Genomic DNA, 25,877 nt, shown 5'->3' with positions numbered 1-25,877 from the left:
AATGATCACATCAATTCTATCCAATGACATATATAGAAATTTAAATTTCTCTAACACCTCTTAATGCTATTAATACGTTTATAGTGCAAATAGAATATGCAGTGACAACACTGCATATTCAGCTAACCATTAGGCTTGCATTTCATCTTTACGCGATTTTTTCAAACGGCGGATTTTCTTCTCTTCTGCAATCGCAACAAATGCGAGCAGTGCCATACAGATTAATGCCGATGTATTTAACGCAGCGAATGTTCCTGACCAACCTGTTAAGCCAAAGATTGGTGTACCATCAGCGATCATACCGATCCCTAATTTCGCAAAACTATCACCGATTAAATAGGCAAATGTCCCTTTTACACCGTCAGCCACCGCAATCGCTTTTTTCGGTACGAAACCTACGGCAGCAACACCAATTAATAATTGCGGTCCGAACACTAAGAAACCTAACGCAAATAGTGCGGTTAAATACATATATTCATTAGTCGCAAATTGATAGAACTCTAAGGTAAAGACAATCAAAATTAAGGCAACACAAGCGGTTAAACCACGACGACCATTTGCTAAATCAGATAAGTAACCCCACAAGAAAGTCCCCACTAATGCACCGACTTCAAATAGGGCAAATCCTGAAATTGCTGCATCTTTTGAGAGGCCTAACTCTTGGTAAGCATATACTGGTGACCATTGGTCAATACCAATTCTGACGATATAAAGGAAGATATTGGCAAAACATAATAACCAAATGACTTTATTTTTTAGGATATATTGAACAAAGATTTGCCATTTAGAGAGTTGTTGTTCTTCTGCGGCACGATCTTCTTCGCTGATCTCTTCACCAAATAACTCTTCCGCTTTACCTAAACCATAAGCCTCCGGTGAATCAGAACCATAACGTAAACCAATAAAACCAATGATTAAGGCAATAATGGATGGGAAGATAAACATACCGATAACATGACCATTAAAGATCACATTAGCTCCAAATAATGCCACACCAGCCGCTGCAGCACCGCCGACATTGTGCGATAAATTCCAGAAGCCTAAGAATGTGCCTCTTTTCTTACGCGGTGTCCATTTTGTAATGGTGGAATAGCTTGATGAACCGCCGGTACTTTGAAAGAAACCACTTAATGCGTAAAAGGCGATCATTAGGAATAATGCGACACTGCCGCCACCCATACTGGCGCTAAAACCAAGCATACAGATCGCAGAAAGGATTAACATAAATGGCACGAATTGTTTGGTATTTTTGCCATCTGCATAGTAAGAAACTACTGTCTTACCAATACCATAAGCAACGGAAAAACCTAAACCAATCATTCCCAATTCTGTTTTGGTTAAACCATAAGTTTCGATCATATCGTTTTGGGCAATATTGAAATTTTTACGAATCAAATACATCGCCATATAACCGATAAATACCACAAGGTAGGATTGCATAAATGGTTTAAACCACATTTTGCGTCTTTCTTCGACAGGAAGATCTAATACAGGCTGTCTAACTTCTTGTAAAAAACTAAACATATTTTCCTCGATATTCAAACTAAAAGATGGCGCTAATCTTAATCAAAGAAGAAAAATATGCCTTGAGAAGATACTTTAGAAAAACTAGGAAAAATTCCTAGTTTTGTTAGTTTTAATGAAATTTTGTGATGTAGGTCACTTTTTTGCAAAAAAACTGCGGTGGTGCCTTTGTATTGTTACCCTACTATATTGTATGAACAACAGGTTACACTATTTGTCTATATATAGTTTCGTTTCAATAAACTGTTATTTAGCTTATCAATTCACCAATTAACACAAAATCACAAAAAAGAAGTTGACGCCATTCCTCAACAATATTATTATGCGCTCCACAAATGCGGAGCGGTAGTTCAGCTGGTTAGAATACCTGCCTGTCACGCAGGGGGTCGCGGGTTCGAGCCCCGTCCGTTCCGCCATTTTTTTGTAAGATTTTTCCTCTTATTGCGGAGCGGTAGTTCAGCTGGTTAGAATACCTGCCTGTCACGCAGGGGGTCGCGGGTTCGAGCCCCGTCCGTTCCGCCACTCTAACCTTCAACTAATTTCTTATTTACCAATCTTTAGCTTAAAGTTTTACAGCTTTTCTAACAATTGTTGCAATTTAGATTTTAACTTGTCTTTAATCGCATCATCTAAACGAATACGATATGTTGGCGATAAACAGTTACCGTCAAGATCCAAATTAAGATGATATTGGCTAAATTCTGCTTTTTGCGGCTGAATCGCAAATTGCCATTCACATTGTGCCGTTGCTGGATGGATTTGCCCTTGACCAATTAGACGTACATCATGTAATACAATTTCACCATTTTGCAGTTGCCACTGCTGATGATTCCCTTGTAAATGTCCTTCGATATGTTCAAAGTTGGTATCCTGTAAATTTTGCTCTAATCCTGAAATCGCAAATGGTAATGCGTTACCGAATAATGCCAAAATATTAAACCCTTTAATTTGCCCACCACCAACGCTAGCAAAATCCAACGCCGCTTGTGCCAATTGACCGTCATATTGTGTTGCTGTACCTTGCAAATCAAAATCAGCCAACACCAGTGGCTGATACCCTAACAGTTGAGAAATTTGTGTAGCAGCAATGCGTTGACCTTGTAAATTCCACTCGATTTCTTTGTCATTAATTTTGTGGTTATGAATGGTTAATTCTCCATTGTTAGCAAAAAGTAACGTCATTGCGCTTTGTGTTTTACCAACAATCGCTTTCACCGACGGCAATGTAACACTATTTAAGTGTAGGCGGTTTGCTTGTAACGCTAAATCATCAGCCTGTTGCGAAAGCTCGATAACATCAGCAGCAATTTGTACTTTTTGCATCTGCGCAATAGGTTCACGCCATTGCCACTGTAATGCCAATTGTTGTAGAGAAAATTGTGCTTTATCCGGCATTGTTTGCAGAATAAACTGCCCTTGAATATCGGTTACCTGATGATTTTCAGCATACAGCAAACTAATTTTCGGTTGGTGATGCTCGGCGTTGTGATATTCAATTTTGGCAGCAATTTTATCTAAATAAAGGTGATCATTCTGCGCTAAACGAGCATCCGCTATGTCGATACGTTTAATCCACTCTTTGCCGGTTAGCCAACCGAGATAGCTAAATTTCAAAGTAATTTCATTTGCGGCAATTTGCCAATTATGTTGTTGATAGTGGATATTTTTGGCACTTAATGCCAACGGAAAATAGGAGAGGGTTAAATCTGTCGGTTGTAATTGAATTGCATAATCAGCGGCAATACGTTCTGTAATCGAGTGGGTAATTTTGTTGAGCTGATAGCGTACGATCATTACTACCGATAAAATGATAATGATACTGCCAATTACCCACCATTTTTTCATCACTAATCCTCATTAATTTTGCTGGCTACTGCACCTTGCTGATTATGATATTTTGCGTCTGAACGGCTATTGTAAGGACGTTTAGCTTCACCGCTCAATACCTCAAAACTTAACGCACCGATGACCATCTTTGGACGTAAAGCCAACGGCAATTTACCTGAATTATAAAACTCAAGCACAATTCTGCCTTCCCAACCCGGATCAATACGATGTGCGGTAACGTGTACCATTAAGCCTAAACGCGCTAATGATGAACGGCCATCTAACCATCCAATAATATTACTTGGTAATTTAACCGATTCATAAGTACTGGCTAAGGCTAATACACCCGGATGTAAGAAAAACGGCTCGCCATCTTCAATAATGATCTCTTCACTCATCACTTGTTCTAATTGCGCAGAAACTGCTTCTTTCGGCCCGCTTAAATCAATATAGGCAGCAGAGTGATCGCGAAAAACGCGGAAAGAGTTACCAAGGCGCACATCTACTGTTGCCCCATTAATCTTGCTATTATCTGGACGTGGCGATAAGACAATTTTGCCCTCATCTAAATAGCGTTCAATATCAGCATCACATAATCTCATCGGTTCACCTTTTCACTATTTTTTACGCAATAATTGTAAAATTTGCGCCTTTAAGATATTGATGGCAATACGGTTTTTACCACCACGCGGCACAATAATATCCGCATATTGCTTAGAAGGTTCAATAAATTGAAAAAACATTGGGCGTACTGTCTTGCGATATTGTTCCACCACTGAATCCATTGTTCTACCGCGCTCTTCCATATCACGTTTTAAACGGCGGATAAAACAGATATCTAACGGAGCATCAACGAAAATTGATACATTAATCTCATCGCGAATACGTTCATCAGTTAGTAATAAAATTCCCTCAAGAATAATGACTTTCTTTGGTTCAAAATGTTTCGTATTGCCAGTTCGAGTATGCTCAACATAACTATATTCCGGAATATCCACCGCATGCCCGGCTTTTAATGCTCGTAAATGTTCTAACAATAATTCACGATCCATTGAGTTTGGGTGGTCATAATTAGTTTTAGTGCGGGTTTCAAAATCTAAGTGGCTTTGATCTTTATAGTAGGAATCTTCAGAAATAATACCAATTTCTTCACAGCCTAATTCCTCACAAAGTTCTTTATAAATTGTTGAGGCAATAAGACTTTTACCAGAAGCGGAAGCACCGGCAATACCGATGATAATAGAGGGTTCTTCTTGTGACATTGAGTGGTTCGCTTGAGACATAATATTTTCACTAATAAACAGGATAAAATTCTGCATATTATAAAGAAGCTAGCTAACCACCACAACCGCAGAAGCAAGATAAATTTTCTTTTTCTATCAACAAGTTCAATTTTTTATTAAGTAAGAAAATTAAAGATTATGAAGATTTAAATGGCACGCCCTATTGGATTCGAACCAATGACCTACGGCTTAGAAGGCCGTTGCTCTATCCAGCTGAGCTAAGGGCGCAAAGGAATAGTGAATAGAAGATAAAAAAATGGTCGGCGAGATAGGATTTGAACCTACGACCCACTGGTCCCAAACCAGTTGCGCTACCAAACTGCGCTACTCGCCGACGTGTGAGGTGCATTATAGTTTTTATTTCCTCTCCGTCAATCATTTTTTTAAATTTTAAAAATAACCGCTTAAAATTAACTCATACCCTTATCAAATCCCCTTTTTTTTGAGAAAATCTAGCGCGAATTATAAACGCAACATTCCATGGAGAAATCAATGCAAGCTCAAACTATTTCTGGTACTGCTCTAGCAAAATCAATTAAAGCTGGATTAAGTGAAAAAATTCAAGCTATTGTACAGCAAGGGCATCGTTCACCAGGTCTTGCCGTTATCTTAGTTGGAGAAAATCCTGCTTCACAAATTTATGTTGAAAATAAACGTAAAAGCTGTCTTGAAGTAGGCATTCAATCAAAATCCTTTAATCTTCCAGAAACCATTTCAGAACAAGAGTTACTCGATTTAATCGACCAATTGAACCAAGACGATAGCGTTGATGGCATTTTGGTGCAATTACCGTTACCGAAACATATCAGCAGCGTCAAAGTGATTGAACAAATTGCGCCATCTAAAGATGTGGATGGTTTCCACCCTTATAATGTCGGTAGATTATGTCAACGTATTCCAACCTTACGCGCTTGTACTCCTTATGGCATTATGAAATTACTTGCCACTACTGGAATTGATCTTCATGGACAACACGCAGTTATCGTAGGCGCTTCAAATATTGTCGGTCGCCCAATGGCAATGGAGCTATTATTAGCTGGTTGTACTGTTACTGTTACCCACCGTTTTACTAAAAATCTACAAGAGTTAGTTGGACAAGCGGATATATTGGTGGTTGCTGTTGGTAAACCACATTTAGTACCTGGTGAATGGGTAAAACCGGGCGCTATTGTAATTGATGTTGGTATTAATCGTGTTGATGGCAAAGTGGTCGGTGATATTGTGTTTGAAACAGCACAACAACGTGCTGCTTACATTACGCCAGTTCCGGGTGGCGTTGGCCCAATGACGGTAGCAATGCTAATGGAAAATACCTTGCAAGCATATCGCCAGCATTTAGGATTAACTGAATAATACAAAAATTCAATCTACTTAATCTTGATAGAGATCTGCACTAAAGATCTCTATCAAGATCTTAAAATTCCACCACTATTTGTTCTCTTTTTATTTCTCATTACCTCATTTCTTGTCGGTAGTCATCAATTTGTCATATTTGCTCACTATACTTCCCCACGCAAATTACTTTTATTACTTTTACTACAACACAACAAGGAGAAGACTGATGACTCGTTCATTGCAGGAAAATGTGAATATGAATCCCTCGAATAATCCAACTATTTCAGAAATCCTAGATGTTCGTTTATCTCGACGTAAAATTTTACAAATTGGTAGCATTGCTAGCGCTATATCGTTATTACCTTCCGCTTTTTACTCACCGAATTTATTCGCAGCACCGCTTACAACTCCTCGAAGAATGACTTCTCTTGATTTTACCTCTGTACCATTCTCAACAGCCGATACTGTAGTCGTTCCACAAGGGTATCGTGCAACACCATTCTATTTATGGGGTGATCCTGTTGGTATTGATGGTAATAGCCCAGCATTCAAACCAAATGCTTCAAATACGGCAGAAGAACAAGCTACTCAAGCAGGAATGAATCACGATGGTATGGCTTATTTCCCTTTAGAAGATGGCAATAACCATGGTTTATTGGTAATGAACCATGAATATGTTGATAACGGATTACTCTTCCCTGACGGCGATAAAACTTGGTCTGCAGAAAAAGTGAAAAAATCACAAAATGCAATGGGTATCTCGATTATTGAAGTGAAAAAACAGAATGGTGAATGGGAAGTCGTACGCCCTTCAAAATATGCTCGCCGAATTACTCCGCATACGCCAATGCAATTAACTGGGGCAGCTCGCGGCAATAAATTAATGCAAACTGCAGCTGATCCTAAAGGTGAATTGGTATTAGGTACAATGCAAAACTGTGCTAATGGTGAAACACCTTGGGGAACTTACCTCACTTGTGAAGAGAACTGGAGTGATATTTTTGTGCGTGATAGCGGTGAATTTACTGCATTAGATAAACGCTATGGCATTATGAAAAAAGCCGAAGAGGATAAATATCGTTGGTACGAATTTGATGATCGTTTCAACACTGATAAAACCCCAAATGAACCACACCGTTTTGGTTGGATTGTTGAGATTGATCCGTTTGATCCGAATTCTACTCCTGTAAAACATACGGCACTCGGTCGCTTTAAGCATGAAGGTGCAATGTTAGATATTAGCGATGACGGACACGCTGTAGTCTATATGGGCGATGATCAACGCTTTGAATATATCTATAAATTTGTTTCAAAAGAGAAATATATTGCCAATGATCGTGCTCATAATATGCGCTTATTAAGCGAAGGAACACTTTATGTTGCTCGTTTTAATGATGACGGTTCAGGCGAATGGATACCGCTTATTTTTGGGCAAAATGGTTTAACGCCGGAAAATGGTTTTGAAAATCAAGGTGATCTTTTAGTTAAAACCAGAATGGCTGCTGATAAAGTTGGTGCAACTAAAATGGACCGCCCAGAATGGATTGCTACGGATCCTTATGTTAAAGGCAGTGTGTATTGCACATTAACCAATAACTCACAACGTGGTAAAGAAGGCAAAGCCGGCAAAGACGCCGCTAACCCACGCGATAAGAATGTTTTTGGACATATTATTCGTTGGCAGGAAGCTGACGGTAAAGGCACTGCGGATAAATTCAGCTGGGATATTTTTGCATTAGCAGGCAATAATGCCAAAGGTCAAGGTAATATTAAAGGCGACGCTTTTGGTAGCCCAGATGGCTTACGTTTTGCTCCTAACGGTATTTTATGGGTACAAACTGATGTTTCCTCCAGTACGATTAATAAAAAAGAGTATGAAGGAATGGGGAATAATCAAATGTTGGCAGTAGTACCGGAAGATGGTCATTTTAAACGTTTCCTCACTGGACCAAAAGGATGTGAAATTACCGGTATTGCCTTTACTCCTGATAACAAAACGATGTTTATTAATATTCAGCACCCTGGCGAACCTGATTCCGGGGTTACTGATCCTAATGAGGTGACAGCAATTTCAACTTGGCCAGATGCCTCAGGTAAATCTCGTCCTCGTTCAGGAACCGTTGTCATTCAGAAAGAAGATGGCGGAATGATTGGTGCCTAAGCATAACTTAAAAGAACTCTCTCAATAAACTCAAAGGCCTAATAATTTTCATTACTAGGCCTTTGCTTATCTCAATAATACCTTAAACGCTTGCCGCTTTTTCTTGCAATTTAGTTAGAATCTTCTGATGAATACCACCAAAACTACCATTACTCATTACTAAAATATGATCTGTTGGTTTAGCTTCTTCAACAATTTTTGTCACTAATAAATCTAAATCTGCCGTCCAAGTAGCGGGTTGTACACATTGATTCGCAATTTCTACCACTTCCCAAGGTAGATTATCCGGTTGCAATAAAAAGACATAATCTGCTCGTACTAAAGCCGGCGCTAATTCCTTAGTATGTACGCCCATTTTCATAGTATTGGAACGAGGCTCTAATACCGCCAAAATACGTACGCCACCACCAACTTTGTCACGCAAAGCCGCCAACGTTGCTGCAATTTCTACTGGGTGATGAGCAAAATCATCATAAACGGTAATACCGTTCACTTCCCCTTTAACTTCTAAACGACGACTAGCATTAACAAATGTAGCTAACGCCTGGCAAGAGGTTTCAACACTTACTCCAGCATGATAAGCGGCTGCAATTGCCATCAATGCATTAAACATATTATGCTGACCGACAATATTCCATTTCACTTCTGCCACTTTTTGCTGCTGATGGAAAACCGCAAATTCGGTGCAATCATTACGTAAACGCTGTGCATACCACTCTTTATCTTTGCCAATAAATTGGGTTTCACTCCAACAACCCATCGCTAAAGTTTCTTTGACACTGGTTTCATCAGCAAAGGAGAGAATGCGTCCTTTAGATGGAATTGTTCTAATCATATGGTGGAATTGACGCTGAATTGCAGTTAAATCGTCAAAAATATCTGCATGATCAAAACCAATATTGTTAATAATTAATGTCTTTGGATTATAGTGGATAAATTTCGAACGTTTATCAAAGAACGCTGTATCATATTCGTCTGCTTCAATGACAAAAAATGGCGATTTACCTAAACGAGCTGAAATGCCAAAATTGCCAGAAATACCGCCAATTAAGAAACCAGGCTCTAAGCCAGCTTGCTCTAAAATCCATGCTAACATACCAGTGGTGGTAGTTTTACCATGCGTACCAGATACCGCTAATACCCAACGTTCCCGTAATAAATGATCATGTAACCATTGTGGCCCTGACATATAAGGTAAATTATTGTCTAATACGTATTCAACACAAGGGTTACCTCTTTTCATTGCATTACCGATAATAACTAGATCCGGCGCTGGTTGTAGCTGCGCTACATCATAATTTGGAATAATATCAATACCGCTTTTTTGTAAAAAGACACTCATTGGCGGATAAACATTCACATCCGATCCTGTTACTTTATAACCCAATTCTCTAGCGAGGATTGCTAACCCGCCCATAAAAGTACCGCAAATACCTAAAATATGAATATGTTTTTGTGTTGTATTCATTCTGTTCCCACTTTACTTACGTTTATTAAGATTAAATCTTTCTTTTCAATGATTTATACTGCAATAGTTCTTTCCAAGCATTTTCTCACTATAATAGCCACTATCGTTTATCAAATAGTCATTTTAATTTGCCAATATAGAATTTTTACTCATCGAAATAGCATTTAGGTTACTAGGCTTGGAATATGAATAAAAAAATACAATTGTTATGTCAGTCAGTCAGTCAGTCAGTCAGTCAGTCAGTCAGTCAGTCAGTCAGTCAGTCAGTCAGTCAGTCAGTCAGTCAGTCAGTCAGTCAGTCAGTCAGTCAGTCAGTCAGTCAGTCAGTCAGTCAGTCAGTCAGTCAGTCAGTCAGTTAATATTCTAATGCGTATAATAGTCTTAATACTAGGGATTTTTATTACTTTTTTTAGTTATAACAGAAGTGCATTGGCGAATGTATTTCCTGATATCCCTACACAAAATGCAAATAAAATTTCTCACCAAGCTGAGATACGGGTTCTTTCGCAAAATGTACAGCGTAACCATGATGGACAGCTCTCTTTTTCTACGACTTATGCGATTCAAAATCAATCAGATAAATCTATTCAACAGATCGCATGGTATGCTGTCTATATCTTTAATAATCGTATTATCGATAACCGTTTTATTAACTTAAAATTTAATCAATTTAATATCTTAAAACCCGATCAGAAATACTATTTATCAACACTTTTACCTGAAGAAGAGATGACTGATTTTAGTAAAAATCTTTTCACTAATGATGCCAAAAAGATTACGATAAAACCCGTCATCAAATTTATTCAATTTGATGACGGTACAACTATTACTAAATAATTGACAGGTCAGATTAGAATAATAATAGTGGAGAAAAGCCTGATAATAAGATAATCAACGCTAATAACCCATAATGAGGTTTATTTCTACGGATAATTGGATAACTCCACGCTGCTAACAATAATAAATGCGCAATAAAGTAACAGGAAAGATGGAAGGACTGCCAGATAGTAGTATGCTGTTCTAAATAAACAATTGCCACACTTACCATTGCAAAAACACTACTCGCTACTAAGCCAATCAAAGCGAAATAAGGCAATAAATCCATTAAACCATGTAAGCGATTACGTGAAACTAATAATCCCCAATAAGCTAACCCGATTCCCAAAACAACTTGTAATAGAGGATTGAAAGTTAAACCTACCGAAATTGGTACGAGAAAGACAGGAATCAATGCCAATAATAAACCAATAACCGCAACAATTAAGCCTAACCATAAAATTCCACGTCTTAACTGTTCTTCTTTTGGTTGTTGCCAAGTCGATAAAGTTAGCACCAAACCACAACAATAAGCTAAACGAATTGGTAAATAGACTTTAACTTGAAAGCAAGTTACCAATAACCAACCTAACCAAAAGATAACAAAATAGAGATTCCAACGACTTAAACGGCTACGTTGTCCATTACAAATCTCACCACGTAAGAAAATAATTTGAATGATGAGTTGTGCCGATAATACCGCAATTAATAGATGGGAAATGATGGATTCACCGATAGGTTTTGCTAACAGCAACACATAATCTGCGAGAATAAGTAATACAATCGGTAACACTGAAAGTGCAATCACCGATCCCTTTGCTTGCTGATGTTCTGACATAATAAGATAACCTTGAGAAAAATTGTGATTTATGTCACGCATTATGTCATAATTGGGCCGTTTTTTCTTTAAATTTCACTTTCGTTGGAGGAAATATGCGCTTATTACATACTATGTTACGTGTTGGTGATCTTGAACGTTCAATCAAATTCTATACTGAAATTTTAGGTATGCGCGTGTTACGTCGCAGTGAAAATCCTGAATATAAATATTCGCTTGCTTTTGTTGGTTATGATGATGAAGACAAAACTGCAGTAATCGAATTGACCTATAACTGGGGCGTTTCCGAATATGAACTAGGTTCTGCATTTGGTCATATTGCAATCGGTGTTGATGATATTTATGCAACTTGTGAAGCAGTGCGCGCTGCTGGCGGAAAAGTGACTCGTGAACCAGGCCCGGTAAAAGGTGGTACTACCGTAATCGCATTTATTGAAGATCCAGATGGTTATAAAATTGAATTTATTGAAAATAAGAGCGCTAAAGCTGGTTTAGGCCAATAATCTTTTTTCAACCTCTTTTTACTTGATACTCACTCTCCATATTTATGGAGAGTGAATTTATTTTTAGAAAACTTAATTGGAATGTAATGTGAACCAATCTGTAACTGAACAAGCTACCGAAGTCGTTAATTATAATCTTTTAAAACACCGTTTCCGCGGTTATTTCCCTGTCATTATTGATGTCGAAACATCAGGTTTAAATCATCAAACCGATGGTTTGTTAGAACTTGCTGCAATTACCGTTAAAATGGATGAACAAGGCTTATTATTGCCTGATGAAAAATGCCACTTTCAGATTCGACTATTTGAAGGGGCAAATATTGATCCTAATTCCTTAAAAATTAATGGGATTGATCCTCATGACCCAGAACGACAAGCGGTTGATGAATTAACTGCCTTAACTGAATTCTTCCAAATGGTACGTCGTGGACAAAAAGCTGCTGAATGTAAACGTTCTATTTTAGTTGCACATAATGCAATGTTTGATTACAACTTCTTAACTGCAGCAATTAATCGTACTGGTATTAAGCGCAATCCATTCCACCCTTTTGCCACCTTTGATACCGCAACTTTAGCTGGTTTTATGTTTGGACAAACCGTATTACGTACCGCTTGTGATACTGCCGGTATTCCATTTGAACCAAGCAAAGCACATTCCGCTTTATACGATACAGAAAAGACTGCAGAATTATTCTGCTTAATGGTCAATAACTTAAAACAAGCAAACCTTTTCCCACCAATCTTAAACAGTGAGAAAAATTGCTCGACAAATCCATAAATTTTATAGATTATTGCGTTTCTCAATATTACAAATTTAAGGAACACAACATTATGTTATTTAGCAACGAAGTTGTTATTTCAATTATCGTGTTGCTTGCGCTCAGTTTAATGCGCATCAACGTCGTCATTGCCTTAATTATTTCAGCATTAACTGCTGGATTAGTTGGTGGCTTAGATCTTAATAAAACTGTCGCTGTCTTTACTGATGGCTTAGGTGGTGGTGCCTCTGTTGCAATGAACTATGCTGTTTTAGGTGCATTTGCCATTGCGATTTCTAAATCAGGCGTAACTGATTTACTGGCTTACAAAGTCATTGTACGTTTAGGTCATACACCGAGTACCAGAGCATTATTCTGGTTTAAATATTTCTTACTCGCAGTATTGCTCGCTTTTGCGATTTCTTCGCAAAACCTCTTGCCAGTACATATTGCCTTTATTCCTATCGTTGTTCCACCATTACTCAGCATCTTCAATAAATTAAAAATCGACCGTCGTGCTGTTGCTTGTGTTTTAACATTCGGTTTAACAGCGACCTATATGTTGCTACCAGTCGGTTTCGGTAAAATCTTTATTGAAAGCATCCTAGTAAAAAATATCAACGAAGCAGGTGCACAATTTGGTTTGCAAACAACGACTGCTCAAGTGTCATTAGCGATGTTAATTCCTGTTATTGGGATGATTATTGGTTTACTTACTGCAATCTTTATCAGCTATCGTAAACCAAGAGAGTATGTAGTACATACTAGCGAACCAACTTCAGAAAACTTACAACAACGTATCGCTCAAATTAAACCATTCCATATTGGTATTAGTATTTTCGCCATTATTGCAGCATTTACCTTACAACTTTTCACTGACTCTACCATCGTCGGTGGCTTAGTAGGATTAATCATTTTTGCAGCTGGCGGTATTTTTAAATTAAAAGAAAGCAATGATGTTTTCCAACAAGGTTTACGCTTGATGGCGATGATTGGTTTTGTGATGATTGCCGCTTCTGGTTTTGCTAAAGTCATCAATGAAACTGGCGGGGTAACTGAGCTAGTACAAACATTTAGTACTACTATCGGTGCTGATAACAAAGGATTAGCCGTATTCTTAATGTTGCTTATTGGTTTATTTATCACTATGGGTATCGGCTCTTCATTCTCTACCGTACCTATTATTACTTCTATCTATGTACCGATTTGCGTTAGCTTCGGTTTTTCACCATTAGCAACTGCTGCGATTGTTGGTGTATCTGCAGCATTGGGTGACGCCGGTTCACCAGCATCTGACTCAACCTTAGGCCCAACTTCAGGTTTAAATATGGACGGTAAACACGATCATATTTGGGATTCTGTAGTACCAACCTTTATTCACTATAATATTCCTTTATTGATCTTTGGTTGGATTGCGGCAATGGTGTTGTAATCAACAAATATAGATTGGCTACTGAAAACAGTAGCCAATTTCTTGATTAATTAAAACCACGTATATATTGATAAGGAATATCCGCTATCGGCGTACTATCACTCGCATTTTGCCGATATTGAGCATTCAATACCCAATAAGGTTCACGCAATAAACCACGCCCAATGGCAACAAGATCAGCATCGCCACTACCAATAACATAATCTGCTAATGCTGGATTATCTAACATACCCACTGCAATCACTGGTAATCCCGTTGCTTCTTTCACTTTACGTGCTAAATATACTTGATACCCTGCTGCAAATGGCGGATGTTTACTTTCTGCTAACGCGCCATTACCGCCACCGCTGACATCAAACATATCAACACCAGCTGCTGCAAAACGTTTTGCCACTTCCACACCATAATCACTATCAAAGCCATTTGCGGAATATTCCTGCGCAGAAATACGCATTAACAATGGCATATCTGCCGGCATTACAGCTTTTGCCGCTTTAATAATTTGCTCACCAAATAACATCCGATCTTGTCCATATTCATCTTGACGTTGATTTGATTTCGGTGAATAAAATTGATGGATCAAATAACCATGTGCACCATGTAATTCAATTAAATCGAAACCAGCTTCTACTGCTCTCTTTACTGAATTTTGGAATAGTTGAATAATCTCCTTAATTTCATCTTTACTGAGTTCTCTTGGTGTTTTTAAATTTTGCCCAGCATAATCTAATTCACCATAATGAATTGCAGAAGGCGCTACAACATCATCACAATCTTGTGCTTTACGACCAGCATGACCAATTTGAATACCAATTTTTGCACCATATGAATGAACTATATCAACAATACGCTTAAACGCATCACGTTGTTGATCATTCCATAAACCTAGACAATTTGGAGTAATACGCCCATTTGGTGCAACATTGGTCATCTCTACAATGATTAAGCCAACGCCACCAATCGCTCTTGAGGCATAATGGACAAAATGCCAATCATTTGGCACGCCATCTGTCGCACTATACTGACACATTGGCGGCATAACAATCCTATTACGCAGTGTTAAATTTTTAATTGAGAACGGTTGTGTAAAATAGCGAAACTTTGCCATTATTCTCTCCTTAACATTATTAATAAATTAATCACTTTTGTTATTATATTGCCAGCAATAAATTCGTTATCAATCATTTTACTTATCAATATAATTGTTATTTTAAGATAAGCCTTCTCTTTTTATACAACTGACTTTCGATAATCACCATTAGATTATATTTTGGTTGATTTTTTATCTTCTCTTCTATTTCGCGCCAATAAATTTCTATTTTTGTGAATTTATTCACAGTTCTACATACAATCTTTTTTTATAATCCACCGATACTTTTACTTATCATAAGGAGTAACAATTTATGCGTTTAACCACTTCTCTTAAACTTTCAGCTATTGCTGTTAGTGCTATGTTATTAGCTTCAGCGGCTCAAGCATCAGGTCGTTTAGTTGTATATTGCAGCGCAACCAATGAATTATGCGAAACAGAAACTCAAGCTTTTTCTAAAAAATATGATGTTAAAACTTCATTTATTCGTAATGGTTCTGGCAGCACCTTCGCTAAAGTTGAAGCTGAAAAAAATAATCCTCAAGCAGACGTGTGGTACGGTGGTACATTTGACCCACAATCTCAAGCAGGCGAATTAGGTTTATTACAACCATATCAATCACCAAACCTTTCACAAATTGTGGAAAAATTCCGCGATCCAGGCAAGGTTAAAGGAAACCTCTCTTCTGCAATCTATATGGGTATTTTAGGTTTCGGGGTTAATACTGAACGTTTAGCTAAACTTGGTATTAAAGATGTACCGAAATGTTGGAATGATTTATTAGATCCTCGCTTAAAAGGTGAAATTCAAATTGCCGACCCACAAAGTTCTGGTACAGCTTATACCGCAATTGCTACTTTCGTACAATTATGGGGCGAACCAAAAGCATTTGAATACTTCAAATCTTTAGATAAAAACATTTCCCAATACACTAAATCAGGTATTACACCATCTCGTAATGCGGCACGTGGTGAAGCAACTATTGGTATCGGCTTCTTACACGATTACGCATTAGAAAAAGAAAAAGGTGCTCCTTTAGCATTGATCGTACCTTGTGAAGGTACCGGTTATGAACTTGGTGGCGTTAGTATCTTAAAAGGTGCGAGAAACTTAAATAATGCAAAATTATTTGTTGATTGGGTATTATCAAAAGAAGGTCAAGAGTTAGCATGGAAGAAAGGTCAATCACTTCAAACCTTAACTAATACTACTGCTGAACAATCTCCAAATGCGTTTGATCCAACTAAACTTAACTTAATCAATTATGATTTTGAAAAATATGGTTCTAGTGACGAGAGAAAACGTTTAATTGATAAATGGGTCAATGACGTTAAATTAAATAAATAATAAAAAGTAAATCAAATAGCTATACAATAATCGTATTTATCGCTATTTCTTATTTTCCTAACACAATAGGGAATTATCCATATTCCCTATTTTTATTTTGAGAGGTTGTATGAACTCAACAAAATTTTCTATAAATACCACCACAACCTGGATTTTACTGAGCTTCATTGCATTCGCAATTTTGCCAACCTTCGCTTTAGATTATGGTCTGTTAGAGTCCACTTCTGATGAATTTCTTGCGGCAATGGGTTGGCATTCTGTTAACCTTAGCTGGGTTTGGTTCTTTTCATTGGTGATTTTCTGGATTTTACCGCGTTTAGGTTTATCGACTGAAAGTGAAGCTAAAATTGAACTGGCTGCAATCTGTATCATTAGCTTATTTACCTTTTTTTCAGCCAATCTTTATCACCTTAGTTTAGGTTATTCTATTATTGTTTTAGTGATCACGCTTACTGCATTAGCCACTAACGCGCTAGCTGCGTTAAAAATTATGCAAGGTGATAAATTTATTATTGCTTCCTTGCTCAGCATTATTTTGTTGATCTTCTTCTTTATTGTGTATCCAACATTAGCCATCTTTGTATCTATGTTCTATGATGGCGAACAATTTAAACCGGCACAAATCATTGATATTGTTGGTCAATCTTACATTGTCCGCGTTATTAGCAATTCTGTTTTGTTATCGGCTTTTGTTGGTTTTATCTCAACTGTATTTGGTTTAGCATTTGCTCTTTACACTACCAGAATTGCTAGACGCACTGCATTTATCGGTAAAATTTTCTCTATTTTGCCAATTGTTACACCACCATTTGTTGTCGGTTTAGGCGTTACCTTAATGTTAGGTCGTTCAGGTTATCTCACCGAATTTTTAGTGGAACACTTTGGTTTTACCAATACTAACTGGTTATATGGTTTTAATGGGATTGCGATTGCACAAATTTTAGCCTTTACTCCATTAGCCTTTATGATTTTGGAAGGTTCTCTCAAATCAGTACATCCATCAATTGAGGAAGCTTCTTATACCTTACGCGCAAACCGTTATCAAACTTTCTTCCAAGTTATCTTTCCATTATTGAAACCTGCATTAGCAAATGCATTCTTATTAGTCTTTATCCAATCTTTAGCAGATTTCAGTAACCCATTGGTTCTTGGTGGTAGCTTTGACGTTATTGCAACACAAATCTATTTCTACATTGCAGGTTCGCAACTTAACTATGCTTCTGCAAGTACATTAGGTACCATCTTATTACTCTTCTCTCTAGGGATTTTCATTATTCAATATATTTGGATTGGTAACCGTTCTTACGTTACCGTTTCTGGAAAATCTTATCGAGGTGATGTACAAGACTTACCAACCGGCTTAAAAAATGCCATTATTGCTTTACTCGCAATTTGGGTTGTCTTTAACGCAACGCTCTACGGCAGCATTTTCTACGGTAGTTTCACCGTTAACTGGGGTGTTGATTACACCTTAACTTTAGAAAACTATGCTTCCCTCTTTGGTCAAGGTTTTAGCGATGGTGCATGGCCGTCATTAATCAATACTATTATTTATGCTGGTATTGCTGCGCCGGTTACTGCCCTATTTGGTTTATTAATTGCCTATATTGTGGTGCGTAAAGATTTTGCTGGTAAGAAAACCCTTGAGTTTTTAACAATGCTTTGTTTCGCAGTGCCAGGAACCGTAGCCGGGGTTTCTTATATCCTTGCCTTTAACGATGCACCTTTCTATATCACTGGTACAGGTATTATCATTATTATTTCAATGGTAATGCGTGATTTGCCAATCGGGATGCGTGCAGCTATCGCTGGTTTAGGGCAATTGGACAAATCATTAGATGAAGCTTCACTTTCATTAAAAGGCAGCTCTTGGAAAACATTACTTTATGTCACCTTACCATTATTAAAACCAGCTCTGCTTTCCGCGCTAATTACCAGCTTCGTACGGGCAATGACTACCGTTAGTGCGATAGTGTTCTTAGTTACTGCTGATACTCGTGTTGCTACAGCTTATATTTTAAACCGCGTAGAAGATGGCGAATATGGTATTGCCATCGCTTATGGTTCATTACTCATCGTTGTGATGATGGCGATTATTCTTTTCTTTGACTGGTTAGTAGGCGATACCCGTATTTCTCGCTCAAAAGCCAAACAGATGATTTAAATTGAGGTTGTTTTATGAATAACGATAATAACTTTCTTGTATTAAAAAATGTCACCAAACGTTTTGGTAAATCTGTTGTGATCGATGATCTCAGTTTAACCATTAAACGTGGCACAATGACCACTCTATTAGGTCCATCAGGATGTGGTAAAACCACTATTCTACGTCTAGTTTCAGGACTAGAACGTCCAACAGAGGGACAAATTTTTATTGATGGTGAAGACGTTACCAAATCCTCAATTCAAAGTCGTGATATTTGTATTGTGTTCCAATCTTATGCACTCTTCCCGCATATGTCGATTGCGGACAATGTTGGCTATGGTTTAAAGATGCTAGGTGTTAGTCCAGAAGAACGTAAACAACGTGTCGAAGAAGCACTTGAATTAGTCGATTTAGCCGGTTTTGGTGAACGTTATGTTGACCAAATTTCTGGTGGACAACAACAACGTGTAGCATTAGCTCGTGCCTTAGTCTTGAAGCCAAAAGTATTATTATTCGATGAACCTTTAAGTAATCTTGACGCTAACTTGCGTCGCAGTATGCGTGAAAAAATTCGTGAATTACAACAAAAATTCAATATTACCTCTCTATACGTAACTCACGATCAAAGCGAAGCCTTTGCCGTTTCTGACGAAGTTATCGTGATGAATAAAGGTAAGATTATGCAAAAAGCACCAGCTAAAGTGCTATATCAACGCCCAAATTCGCTCTTTTTAGCAAAATTTATGGGTGAGGCTAGTATTTTAAATGGTGTATTACACAATAATCAGGTAACCGTTAATGGCTATACATTACCATTAGCCGCAGATGAATTTGCTGTTGCTGATGGTGAATGTCTAGTAGGAATCCGTCCTGAAGCAATTACATTAAATAAAGAGGGCGATCCTGCGACCCGTTGTGTGATTAAATCTGCCGTCTATATGGGTAATCATTGGGAAATTATCATTATTTGGGGTAACGATGAATTATTGGTCAATCTTGCTCCTGAACATTTCAATGAAAATACTCAAGAGGCATATCTCCAAATCGCAACAACAGGCATATTTTTACTCAACAAACAACAATAATAAGGAGTTGTAATTATGTATGTAACATTAAAAAAACTTTCTCTTGCAATTATCATTGCTTCCACAGCAATGAGTGTATCAGCGGCTAAAGTTGAACCTTATACTGAGCCGGGTACTAATGCACGTGAAATGTTAGAACAAGCCCCTATCCACTGGGTTTCTATCGAACAAATTAAAAAAAGCTTAGAAGGAAAAGGGCCGATTAATGTTAGCTTTGATATTGATGATACAGTGTTGTTCTCAAGTCCATGTTTCTATTATGGACAACAAAAATACTCACCAAATGGTTTTGAATATTTGAAAAACCAAAAATTCTGGGATGAAGTTAATGCTGGCTGCGACCAATACTCTATTCCAAAAGAAGCAGCAAAAGCATTAATCAAAATGCACCAAGAGCGTGGTGATAGTGTTTACTTCATTACTGGTAGAACCGCTGGTAAAGTGGATGGTGTAACACCAATTCTTGAAAAAGCTTTAGGTGTGAAAAATATGCACCCGGTTGATTTTATGGGAGATCTACCTCGTACCACTAAATACAACAAAACACCTGCTATTATCAAACACAAAATCAGCATTCACTACGGTGATAGCGATGATGACGTATTAGCAGCTAAAGAGGCTGGTATTCGTGGTATTCGTATTATGCGTGCACCAAACTCAACCTATTTACCTATGCCAACTTTAGGTGGTTATGGCGAAGAAGTTTTGATTAATTCAAGCTACTAATCTAACTCATTCCACACATCGCCCAATATTAGAAAATCTTGTTTTAATATTGGGCGTATTTTTCCATTATGCATTGCTGCCGCCGGATGATACATCGGTAATAATAGAAACGAACATTGCTCTCTTGTCAGTGAAAACACTTGCCCATGTACTTCACTAATTTTCAGTTCTGGCAGGAATACTGATAACGCAATACGACCAAAAGGTACAATAATTTTCGGCGCAATTAATGCTATCTCTGCTTGTAATAATTCACTAAATGTGGCGATTTCATGCTTATTGGGATCTCGCTTCTCCGGACGAAATTTCACAACATTGGTTAGATAAATATTTTCTCTTACTAAACCAATCGAAGTAAGCATTTGGTCGAAAAATTTACCGCTTGTACCAGCAAATGGCCCTTTTTCTAATTCATCTTTTCCAGGTGCATCACCAATAAACATAATTTCAGCACATTGATTTCCCCAACCTGGTACTAAAGGTTGAAGAAATTGCTGCTGTAATTGCGCAAATAGTTGCTCTATTACTTCTCTTCTGCTAACCATTTTGCCACTTGTTTCGCAAAGTAGGTTAAGATGCCGTCTGCACCAGCACGCTTAAAGCAAAGCAAGCCTTCCATAATGCTCTCTTTTTCTTTCAGCCAACCATTTTGAATGGCAGCCATTTGCATCGCATACTCACCAGAAACTTGATAAGCAAAAGTTGGTACACCAAAGTGCTGTTTTACGCGCCACACCATATCTAAATAAGGCATACCTGGTTTCACCATCACCATATCTGCTCCTTCTTGCAAATCTAAGCCTACTTCTTGTAAGCCTTCATCACCATTAGCAGGATCAAGTTGATAGGTAAATTTATTTCCACCTTTTAAGTTTCCTGAAGAACCGACGGCATCGCGGAATGGCCCATAAAAGCAAGAAGCATATTTTGCTGAATAAGCCATAATCAATGTATTAATAAATCCTTTTTCTTCTAATGCCAAACGAATCGCACCAATACGGCCATCCATCATATCACTTGGTGCTACTACATCCGCGCCAGCCTCTGCGTGAGATAGAGCCTGTTTCACTAAGACTTCAGTAGTGATGTCATTTAAAACATAACCAGTTTCATCAATAATGCCATCTTGTCCATGCGTCGTGAATGGATCAAGCGCCACATCTGTCATCACGCCAAGCTCTGGGTAAGCCTGTTTTAACGCACGCACTGCACGTTGTGCCAATCCTTGTGGATTATAGGCTTCTTCCGCCATCAATGATTTCTTATGCTGTGGCACTACTGGGAACAATGCAATCATCGGCACGCCATATTTCACTAATTCACCAGCTTCAATTAATAGTTGATCAATCGTTAAACGTTCTACACCTGGCATTGATGGCACAGCTTCACGATGGTTTTCACCTTCAATCACAAATACTGGATAAATCAAATCATCAACAGTTAATTTATTTTCTGCCATTAAACGACGGCTAAAATCTTGTTTACGCATTCTACGCATACGGCGTACAGGAAATTCTGAAAAAATTTGTTTTGTCATAATACTTTCCTTATTTACTTCTTATATTTGATAAAATTTCGTTTCATTTATAATGGCATAACCGCCAAACAAGTTGGCGGTTATGTAAATTTAGTCACTAATAACAACTTAGTTAGGCTTCTTCTTTTGGTTGATAGAAGCGGGCAAAGAACACACCGACTTCAAACAACAGGTACATAGGTACAGCAAGTAATGTTTGTGAAAAGACATCTGGCGGTGTTAATAGCATACCGATAACAAAAGCACCAACTAAAATATATGGACGCTTTTCTTTCAGACTTGCCACACTTACCACACCACTCCAGCATAACAAGATAATCGCTACAGGAACTTCAAAACAGATACCAAACGCTAAAAACAACGTTAATACAAAATCCAAGTAACTACTGATATCAGTAGCAATTGCGACGCTTTCTGGCGCAGTCTTGGTTAAAAAAGAGAATACCAATGGGAAAACAATATAGTAGGCAAAAGCAACACCAACATAGAACAATAACGTACTTGATACTAATAATGGATAGATCAAACGTTTTTCATGTTTATATAAAGCTGGTGCAATAAAAGCCCAAACTTGATACAAAATATAAGGTACAGATAAAAATATTGCGGTGATTGCCGTTAATTTAATTGGTGTAAAAAATGGTGCCACAATGTTAGTCGCAATCATTGTCGAATTATTGGGTAATTCCTTAATTAAAGGCTCAGACACAATATGATAAATATCATTAGCAAAATAGACTAACGCAATAAACACAACCAGTACACAAATAAAACTTTTCAAAATGCGATTGCGTAACTCAACTAAATGGGTAATTAGCGGTTGAGACTCGTCAACACTCGACATAAGCTGCCCTCATTGATAACAACAATTATGATGACTTATTTTCTTTATTGACAGTGTTCGTTGAATCAGCAGTTGGCATTGGGTCATAGTTTGCCAAATCATCACTATGCTGTTCTAAAATTAATTTTTCCTCATCAATTTCAGCCAATTCTGCCTGTTCATCAGGCAATACCTTTGATTCTGTTGTTGTATCTTCAGTTGAAGAAGATACAGTTGGTTCAACTGATGATGTTAATTGTTCCACTGCTTGATTTGCGGCTTGTGTTTTCTGATCTAATTGCGCTTGCATTTTTGCTGCCGACGCCTTTAAATCTTCCACTGTTTTACTCAATTCCGGAGAAAGAGAGGATAAATTAAGATGTTCTGCTTTCTTAATACTTTCTTGCAGCTCTTGCAATTTTAACTCTTGTGCCAATTCAGTTTGCACATTATTCGCTAAATTACGCAGAGTACGAATCCAGCTAACAACAGTACGAATAGCCACAGGCAAACGCTGTGGCCCTAATACAACTAAACCGATGACAAAAATCAGAACAAGTTCCGAAAAACCTATATCAAACACAGTTATGCCTGCTCTTTATCTTTACTTTTTGCTTCGCTTTGTGAATTTGATGATTGAGATTCGATAGATTTTTTAAATTCAGCATCTTTATCATTATCTTCACTCATTGCTTTTTTGAAGCCTTTAACTGATTCGCCAAGATCTGAACCTAAAGTTTTTAATTTTTTTGTGCCAAAAAGTAATACAACGATTAATACAATAATCAACAGTTGCCAAATACTAATTCCACCCATAATGATGTACCTCTATAAATAAAAAAATTTCGCTAAATTATACCGCTACTCTTACCAATAAGACTAGCGCTAAATCATACCCTTATTTTTTCCAAACACTTCCGACCAATACACCACTGGCAACCAGCAATAAGCCAATACTCAACCAGTTTGGTAGAAAATGGTAACCAAACAAGCCGCCAAAGAATAACAAACTCGCCACAATAACACCATACACCCGTTGGGTATTTTTTCGTTGTTGCAGCTTAAATTCACGTCGAATGGACACCAATTCTTGTCGAATCTTTTTCTGTTCTAATAATGCTTGATGTAACGTTTGAGGAAAAGCAGCAAAATGCTCACGTACATAAGGAAGATGCGCTTGAAAATCACGATACATACGCTTCACACTAATTTGCTCATTCATCCAATTTTGCAAAAAAGGTTTCGCTGTTTGCCATAAATCAAGTTGCGGATACAACTGACGTCCTAATCCCTCAATATAAAGTAACGTTTTTTGCAATAACACTAATTGAGGCTGCACTTGCATTTGAAAACGGCGTGCCGTATTAAATAGATTTAATAACACGTGTCCAAAAGAAATTTCCGCTAATGGTTTAGAGAAAATTGGTTCGCAAACTACTCGAAAAGCCTGCTCAAATTCATCAAGATTGGTATCTTCTGGAACCCAACCTGAATCAATATGTAATTGCGCTACTCGTCGATAATCACGATTGAAAAATGCCAAAAAATTCTCTGCTAAATAGCGTTTATCCTCACTATTTAAGGTACCGACGATACCACAGTCGATCCCGATATACTGCGGTGATTCAGGATGTTGATAACTGACAAAGATATTACCAGGGTGCATATCCGCATGGAAAAAACTATCGCGAAATACTTGGGTAAAAAAGACTTGCACGCCTCGTTCCGCCAATAATTTCATATCAGTGCCATTGGCTTCTAGTGCAGCAATATCAGAAATTGGAATACCGTAAATACGTTCCATCACCAATAAATTTTGCCGACAAAAATCAGGATACATTTCCGGCACATATAACATTGGGCTATCTAAGAAGTTTTGTCGTAACTGAATTGCATTTGCCATTTCTTGGCGTAAATCCAATTCTGCTAATAGCGTCTTTTCATACTCTTGAATCACTTCTACTGGGCGTAAACGGTAGCCTTCACGCGTTAAGCGCGGAATCCATTTCGCAATGCGGTACATCAGTGCTATATCAAGTTCAATGACAGGTCGAATATCAGGACGAATCACTTTTAATACCACTTCTCGTCCCGCTAATTCACCTTGATCTGCGTTAAATCGTGCCGTATGTACTTGCGCTATTGACGCAGACGCCAATGCTTGCTCGGTAAAATCAATAAACCATTGCTCAATTTTGCCTCCTAAAGCTTTTTCAATTTCTGCTCGTGCTAACACACTAGAAAAAGGTTCCACCTTATCTTGTAACAACGCCAGCTCATCGGCAATTTCTGGAGGAAATAGGTCACGACGTGTCGATAACATTTGTCCCAATTTAATCCAAACAGGTCCTAATGTCTGAAAAGCTAAACGTAAACGTAAGCCAAAAGATTTTTCCGGATGCTGATTGTTTAACCAGAAGAATAACTTTCTAAAACAACGGATTGGACGAGTTAATGGAATTTTCGGTAGCGACTCATCCAAGCCATATTGCAGTAAGACACGTACTATTTGATAAAGGCGCAGACACTGTTTTAACTTCATACTTTCCCTGTTAAACGATCGATTTTTGCTTCAAGACGTTGCAAATCTTGCTCTAAAGTTGCGACCTGATCATAAAAATGCACCAATGCTAATGATGGAGCAATCACTTGCCACTCTTCAGTCAAACGTTCACCCCAATGACGTTGGCTAGTTTGCCAACGTGTTTTCAATTGTTGCTGTAATTTTTGTGCACCTGTCGTTAATGAATACGCAGCAATATCACCAATAAAAGGAGCTAATAATTCAGCTGGATCTTTTTCCAACTGTTCAAACAAGGCAACAGTGTCTTGCAACACTTGTAAATCACCTTGCAACATAATTTGTTGGCGATTAATCATCTCTGATAATTGCTGTTTTTGCGGACGCGTTAATAAAATATTAGCATCAGTAGTTACCGTACAATCTGCCTCGCCTTCATATACCGATAACAGATCAATTCTCTGTGCTGAAAAGAGTAAAAACCAATGTCCGCCTTGCTTGAAGGTGAGTGATAGCACCTTGCCATTTAATTTACGTAAATGAGATTCTGCTCCATCAGTTTGCTGAATTAAATAATTCAGAATCTGTTCCAAAATCCCATTCGCAAATTGCGGCAGCATCAATTGCAGAGTAATCGAAGAGAGTGTCATAATACG

Annotated in this window: 25 protein-coding genes and 4 tRNA genes; 13 read left to right on the top strand and 16 right to left on the bottom strand. The window is 37.9% G+C overall.

Annotated features, from left to right (window positions below):
* Positions 1-129: 129 nt before the first annotated feature.
* Positions 130-1,524 (bottom strand): hexose-6-phosphate:phosphate antiporter UhpT, encoded by a 1,395-nt coding sequence (gene uhpT / locus NYR30_RS03240; protein WP_066111299.1) that lies wholly within the window; start codon positions 1,522-1,524, stop codon positions 130-132.
* A 339-nt stretch (positions 1,525-1,863) separates the two neighbouring features.
* On the opposite strand from uhpT, the gene NYR30_RS03235 reads away from it, so the two are divergent.
* Together NYR30_RS03235 and NYR30_RS03230 are read left to right on the top strand one after the other, a co-directional pair.
* Positions 1,864-1,940 (top strand) — tRNA-Asp (locus NYR30_RS03235).
* 29 nt (positions 1,941-1,969) lie between these two features.
* Positions 1,970-2,046 (top strand) — tRNA-Asp (locus tag NYR30_RS03230).
* Between the two features lie 48 nt (positions 2,047-2,094).
* Here the strand turns inward: NYR30_RS03230 and NYR30_RS03225 are convergent.
* From NYR30_RS03225 to NYR30_RS03205, 5 genes are all read right to left on the bottom strand, one after another.
* Entirely contained in the window at positions 2,095-3,369 is a 1,275-nt protein-coding gene (locus NYR30_RS03225; RefSeq protein ID WP_066111301.1) for an AsmA family protein, read from the bottom strand.
* Between the two features lie 2 nt (positions 3,370-3,371).
* Entirely contained in the window at positions 3,372-3,953 is a 582-nt protein-coding gene (dcd, locus tag NYR30_RS03220; protein WP_066110127.1) for a dCTP deaminase, read from the bottom strand.
* A 15-nt stretch (positions 3,954-3,968) separates the two neighbouring features.
* The gene (gene udk / locus NYR30_RS03215) at positions 3,969-4,613 is read right to left on the bottom strand and encodes a uridine kinase (RefSeq protein WP_066110129.1); all 645 of its coding nucleotides are present in this window, start codon (positions 4,611-4,613) and stop codon (positions 3,969-3,971) included.
* A 172-nt stretch (positions 4,614-4,785) separates the two neighbouring features.
* Positions 4,786-4,862 (bottom strand) — tRNA-Arg (locus NYR30_RS03210).
* 29 nt (positions 4,863-4,891) lie between these two features.
* A tRNA-Pro gene (locus NYR30_RS03205) sits at positions 4,892-4,968 on the bottom strand.
* A gap of 158 nt (positions 4,969-5,126) precedes the next feature.
* On the opposite strand from NYR30_RS03205, the gene folD reads away from it, so the two are divergent.
* Together folD and NYR30_RS03195 are read left to right on the top strand one after the other, a co-directional pair.
* The gene (gene folD, locus NYR30_RS03200; RefSeq protein WP_066111303.1) at positions 5,127-5,987 is read left to right on the top strand and encodes a bifunctional methylenetetrahydrofolate dehydrogenase/methenyltetrahydrofolate cyclohydrolase FolD; all 861 of its coding nucleotides are present in this window, start codon (positions 5,127-5,129) and stop codon (positions 5,985-5,987) included.
* Positions 5,988-6,195: 208 nt separating this feature from the next.
* Positions 6,196-8,130, top strand: a complete 1,935-nt coding sequence (locus tag NYR30_RS03195) for a PhoX family protein (protein WP_066111305.1) — start codon at positions 6,196-6,198, stop codon at positions 8,128-8,130.
* A gap of 82 nt (positions 8,131-8,212) precedes the next feature.
* On the opposite strand, the gene mpl is transcribed toward NYR30_RS03195, so the two are convergent.
* Entirely contained in the window at positions 8,213-9,598 is a 1,386-nt protein-coding gene (gene mpl / locus NYR30_RS03190) for a UDP-N-acetylmuramate:L-alanyl-gamma-D-glutamyl-meso-diaminopimelate ligase (protein WP_066110134.1), read from the bottom strand.
* A 185-nt stretch (positions 9,599-9,783) separates the two neighbouring features.
* On the opposite strand from mpl, the gene NYR30_RS03185 reads away from it, so the two are divergent.
* Positions 9,784-9,957 carry a hypothetical protein gene (locus NYR30_RS03185; RefSeq protein WP_302501862.1) on the top strand — a complete coding sequence of 58 codons (174 nt, stop codon included), beginning with the start codon at positions 9,784-9,786 and terminating at the stop codon, positions 9,955-9,957.
* A 70-nt stretch (positions 9,958-10,027) separates the two neighbouring features.
* Positions 10,028-10,435 carry a hypothetical protein gene (locus NYR30_RS03180; protein ID WP_156536701.1) on the top strand — a complete coding sequence of 136 codons (408 nt, stop codon included), beginning with the start codon at positions 10,028-10,030 and terminating at the stop codon, positions 10,433-10,435.
* 13 nt (positions 10,436-10,448) lie between these two features.
* On the opposite strand, the gene NYR30_RS03175 is transcribed toward NYR30_RS03180, so the two are convergent.
* Positions 10,449-11,252: an HI_1241 family integral membrane domain gene (locus NYR30_RS03175; protein ID WP_066110111.1), complete on the bottom strand. Its 804-nt coding sequence runs from the start codon at positions 11,250-11,252 to the stop codon at positions 10,449-10,451.
* A gap of 95 nt (positions 11,253-11,347) precedes the next feature.
* Here NYR30_RS03175 and gloA point away from each other — a divergent pair, with 95 nt between their 5' ends.
* The 3 genes from gloA (at position 11,348) to NYR30_RS03160 (ending at position 13,945) form a co-directional block, all read left to right on the top strand.
* A complete protein-coding gene (gene gloA, locus NYR30_RS03170; RefSeq protein ID WP_066110109.1) occupies positions 11,348-11,755 on the top strand; it encodes a lactoylglutathione lyase in 408 nt (135 codons plus the stop codon).
* A gap of 88 nt (positions 11,756-11,843) precedes the next feature.
* Positions 11,844-12,533 carry a ribonuclease T gene (gene rnt, locus NYR30_RS03165; RefSeq protein ID WP_066110107.1) on the top strand — a complete coding sequence of 230 codons (690 nt, stop codon included), beginning with the start codon at positions 11,844-11,846 and terminating at the stop codon, positions 12,531-12,533.
* 53 nt (positions 12,534-12,586) lie between these two features.
* Complete coding sequence (locus NYR30_RS03160) at positions 12,587-13,945, top strand: Na+/H+ antiporter family protein (protein WP_066110105.1); 1,359 nt, start codon at positions 12,587-12,589, stop codon at positions 13,943-13,945.
* A gap of 46 nt (positions 13,946-13,991) precedes the next feature.
* Here NYR30_RS03160 and NYR30_RS03155 read toward each other — a convergent pair whose 3' ends face one another.
* Positions 13,992-15,053 (bottom strand): NADH:flavin oxidoreductase/NADH oxidase, encoded by a 1,062-nt coding sequence (locus tag NYR30_RS03155; RefSeq protein WP_066110103.1) that lies wholly within the window; start codon positions 15,051-15,053, stop codon positions 13,992-13,994.
* 343 nt (positions 15,054-15,396) lie between these two features.
* Here NYR30_RS03155 and NYR30_RS03150 point away from each other — a divergent pair, with 343 nt between their 5' ends.
* From NYR30_RS03150 to aphA, 4 genes are all read left to right on the top strand, one after another.
* Positions 15,397-16,383 (top strand): ABC transporter substrate-binding protein, encoded by a 987-nt coding sequence (locus tag NYR30_RS03150; protein WP_496196491.1) that lies wholly within the window; start codon positions 15,397-15,399, stop codon positions 16,381-16,383.
* Between the two features lie 109 nt (positions 16,384-16,492).
* Positions 16,493-18,547, top strand: a complete 2,055-nt coding sequence (locus NYR30_RS03145) for an ABC transporter permease (RefSeq protein WP_066110100.1) — start codon at positions 16,493-16,495, stop codon at positions 18,545-18,547.
* 14 nt (positions 18,548-18,561) lie between these two features.
* Positions 18,562-19,614 carry a ferric ABC transporter ATP-binding protein gene (gene fbpC / locus NYR30_RS03140; RefSeq protein ID WP_066110099.1) on the top strand — a complete coding sequence of 351 codons (1,053 nt, stop codon included), beginning with the start codon at positions 18,562-18,564 and terminating at the stop codon, positions 19,612-19,614.
* Between the two features lie 15 nt (positions 19,615-19,629).
* Positions 19,630-20,340, top strand: coding sequence for an acid phosphatase AphA (aphA, locus tag NYR30_RS03135; RefSeq protein ID WP_066110097.1), 711 nt, complete (start codon positions 19,630-19,632; stop codon positions 20,338-20,340).
* On the opposite strand, the gene NYR30_RS03130 is transcribed toward aphA, so the two are convergent.
* The 7 genes from NYR30_RS03130 to NYR30_RS03100 form a co-directional block, all read right to left on the bottom strand.
* Positions 20,337-20,885 carry a uracil-DNA glycosylase gene (locus tag NYR30_RS03130; RefSeq protein ID WP_066110094.1) on the bottom strand — a complete coding sequence of 183 codons (549 nt, stop codon included), beginning with the start codon at positions 20,883-20,885 and terminating at the stop codon, positions 20,337-20,339. The two genes, aphA and NYR30_RS03130, sit on opposite strands and share 4 nt — an antisense overlap.
* A complete protein-coding gene (gene hemB / locus NYR30_RS03125) occupies positions 20,864-21,877 on the bottom strand; it encodes a porphobilinogen synthase (RefSeq protein WP_066110092.1) in 1,014 nt (337 codons plus the stop codon). Before hemB ends, NYR30_RS03130 begins: the two co-directional genes overlap by 22 nt.
* 112 nt (positions 21,878-21,989) lie before the next feature.
* Positions 21,990-22,721 (bottom strand): twin-arginine translocase subunit TatC, encoded by a 732-nt coding sequence (gene tatC / locus NYR30_RS03120; RefSeq protein WP_066110090.1) that lies wholly within the window; start codon positions 22,719-22,721, stop codon positions 21,990-21,992.
* Between the two features lie 25 nt (positions 22,722-22,746).
* Entirely contained in the window at positions 22,747-23,283 is a 537-nt protein-coding gene (tatB, locus tag NYR30_RS03115) for a Sec-independent protein translocase protein TatB (protein WP_066110088.1), read from the bottom strand.
* A gap of 2 nt (positions 23,284-23,285) precedes the next feature.
* Positions 23,286-23,516 carry a Sec-independent protein translocase subunit TatA gene (tatA, locus tag NYR30_RS03110; RefSeq protein ID WP_066110086.1) on the bottom strand — a complete coding sequence of 77 codons (231 nt, stop codon included), beginning with the start codon at positions 23,514-23,516 and terminating at the stop codon, positions 23,286-23,288.
* An 82-nt stretch (positions 23,517-23,598) separates the two neighbouring features.
* Positions 23,599-25,242, bottom strand: coding sequence for a ubiquinone biosynthesis regulatory protein kinase UbiB (gene ubiB / locus NYR30_RS03105; RefSeq protein ID WP_066110084.1), 1,644 nt, complete (start codon positions 25,240-25,242; stop codon positions 23,599-23,601).
* On the bottom strand, positions 25,239-25,871 hold the full coding sequence (locus NYR30_RS03100; RefSeq protein WP_066110082.1) for a ubiquinone biosynthesis accessory factor UbiJ: 633 nt from the start codon (positions 25,869-25,871) through the stop codon (positions 25,239-25,241). Before NYR30_RS03100 ends, ubiB begins: the two co-directional genes overlap by 4 nt.
* Between the last annotated feature and the right edge of the window lie 6 nt (positions 25,872-25,877).

The organism is Gallibacterium salpingitidis (assembly GCF_030517105.1).
Taxonomy (GTDB): Bacteria; Pseudomonadota; Gammaproteobacteria; order Enterobacterales; family Pasteurellaceae; genus Gallibacterium; species Gallibacterium salpingitidis.
The sequence above is the reverse complement of the archived record's forward strand: the minus strand, read 5'-3'. Positions and strand labels throughout refer to the sequence as shown.